Source organism: Agarivorans sp. (assembly GCF_050295395.1).
In the GTDB taxonomy this organism is placed as follows: Bacteria; Pseudomonadota; Gammaproteobacteria; order Enterobacterales; family Celerinatantimonadaceae; genus Agarivorans.
Genome location: NZ_JBNKPP010000314.1, coordinates 1 through 1,854, shown reverse-complemented (window position 1 = coordinate 1,854; position 1,854 = coordinate 1). Strand labels below are relative to the sequence as shown.

At 45.7% G+C, this 1,854-nt stretch carries 4 protein-coding genes; 3 read left to right on the top strand and 1 reads right to left on the bottom strand.

Annotated elements, in window-relative coordinates; all coding sequences use genetic code 11:
- Window positions 1-134: 134 nt before the first annotated feature.
- Window positions 135-443 (top strand): hypothetical protein, encoded by a 309-nt coding sequence (locus tag ACQY6Q_RS18770; RefSeq protein ID WP_011715752.1) that lies wholly within the window; start codon window positions 135-137, stop codon window positions 441-443.
- Between the two features lie 149 nt (window positions 444-592).
- Window positions 593-907, top strand: coding sequence for a hypothetical protein (locus ACQY6Q_RS18765; protein WP_374905151.1), 315 nt, complete (start codon window positions 593-595; stop codon window positions 905-907).
- A 6-nt stretch (window positions 908-913) separates the two neighbouring features.
- On the opposite strand, the gene ACQY6Q_RS18760 is transcribed toward ACQY6Q_RS18765, so the two are convergent.
- Entirely contained in the window at window positions 914-1,423 is a 510-nt protein-coding gene (locus ACQY6Q_RS18760) for a DUF4240 domain-containing protein (RefSeq protein WP_220054593.1), read from the bottom strand.
- Between the two features lie 124 nt (window positions 1,424-1,547).
- On the opposite strand from ACQY6Q_RS18760, the gene ACQY6Q_RS18755 reads away from it, so the two are divergent.
- The coding region (locus tag ACQY6Q_RS18755) for a hypothetical protein (protein ID WP_427983787.1) at window positions 1,548-1,854 on the top strand (307 nt) is incomplete at its 3' end.

The window sequence follows — 1,854 nt, the reverse complement described above, 5'->3', positions numbered from 1 at the left end:
CGCTATCAATCCGTATCTTTTTGTATCTTAACGCACCAAACGAGTGCAAAGTTATTAATTTGTGATCATTTAACGCGCATCTTACTTAAAAAAGTATTATCCTTCGCTCAATCTTTTATGACCACGACTCAAAAATGAAATTCCCCGTTGTACCTGTGTTTGTGTTAATCCTCTTTACATGCTTTGCCAGCGCCATTTGGTTTATCTCTTCGGGAGAGAAAGACACGCGCCCCGAAACCTGGTCATCCTTTATTTATACCCATGGTTATGATTCTGGGAAGTATAAGAAAATGGATAATTTCGACAGCTACGAAGCCTGTCGAGACTATGCCAAGGAGCAATCTTCCTTTTACGATAATGTGCCTTGGGAGTGTGGTCTAAAGTGCGGCTTCGATTCCCGTAAACAGGGTTTTCAATGCCAAGAGATGCGAAACGAGCAGTAAGATAGCGGTTCAGCCAAGGTTCAAGATCCCTCCAGTATGCTTAATTTCTCAGCAATACCTTTGGTTTTGTTTGTCATGGATGCACGATGAAAGCCAAACGACGATTTAAAGACTAACCGATTATCGGTAATTTAAATTTGGAGTGATCTATGAAACTAACAACCGCAAAGCTACAACAACCTATGATGGCAAAGCTTGCCTTACTGACACTGCTCACCCTAGGCACACTCATCAGTTTACCTAGCCATGCCACCACCCTCAGCGCTGCGCAGCAGCAAGTGGTGAAATCGCACTTTGATAAACTGGCTCAGTCACAACAGCAGGCAGAAGAGCGCATGACTGAACAGCTCGACCAAGACTTTAGCCGCGAATTAGCGGAGCAAGAGCATCAACTGATGCGCCAGACTTGCCCTCGCTACGGCATGACCTTCGATATCAGCAGCAATGCCTGCTTACGCTCGTAAGCCAAATTAAAACGGAAAACGCGCGCTAAGCTCAGGATATTGCTGCTTTAAATCTTTGGGCTTAGTGCTAAATTTTTTACCCGCAGGTGTCGCCTTACCCGAAGGCATAAAAGGCAACTCCTTACCCGTTCTGTCTTCAAATAGTTGACCCGCGATCAAGTCGTAATCTTCGATAAAAGGATAGGCGTAGCCGTCTTTCTCGGGCCATGCTGGTAACTGCGCCAAAGTGTCAGGATTGGCAATCACCGCCTCATAACGGGCCTGCCCAAGTGAGATCAGAAACGCGCGAAATTCGGCAAAAGCATAATCGGAATCACAGCCCGTGATGATATAAGCCGCTCCCCATACCGACCATAAGTAGCTTCGACGCATCTGTTGGCCAAACAATTTATCGAAGGCTTTTAACTCGTCGTCACTCAGCTCTGCCAACTTTTGCTTTAATGCCTGCGCTAAAGACTCCTGGGATTGCGCTGGCTCACTGCGGGTCACTAAGTCCCAAAATTCTACTTCTGTCATCACTTAACCTAATATTGAATGCCCAAGCAAAGGCGTATTCTACATGATAATACGGTTATGCTGGACTCAGTTCGGGGCTTTTCCTACACTTGCTCCACTTAAAATAACCAATAAACCCAAGTCAATGCCTAAACGCCTTATTCTACTGATTGCCCTCTACACACTCTTTGCCGTAGTCGCGCTACTGCGTGCCGTTAGTACTGGTTCGTTTGATCTCTTTAGCTTAGGCGTTTTGCCAGTTTTGTTTGGCATACTCACTCAGGCGCCTTGGTCTAGCTTAGTGCTGAAAATTTATATTGGATTACAAACCTTAGGCCTGTCTGCACTGGGGATTACAGCGATTATCGCCTATCAAATTACCCCGCAAGACGTAAAAGTGGTGGTTGAAGGCCACAACATCCCTATGTTGCCCTTAGTCTTAAGCATCATCG

Coding starts and splice junctions, on each gene's coding strand:
- ACQY6Q_RS18770 (WP_011715752.1), top strand. CDS start 135: ATGAAATTCCCCGTTGTACCTGTGTTTGTGTTAATCCTCTTTACATGC.
- ACQY6Q_RS18760 (WP_220054593.1), bottom strand. CDS start 1,423: ATGACAGAAGTAGAATTTTGGGACTTAGTGACCCGCAGTGAGCCAGCG.
- ACQY6Q_RS18765 (WP_374905151.1), top strand. CDS start 593: ATGAAACTAACAACCGCAAAGCTACAACAACCTATGATGGCAAAGCTT.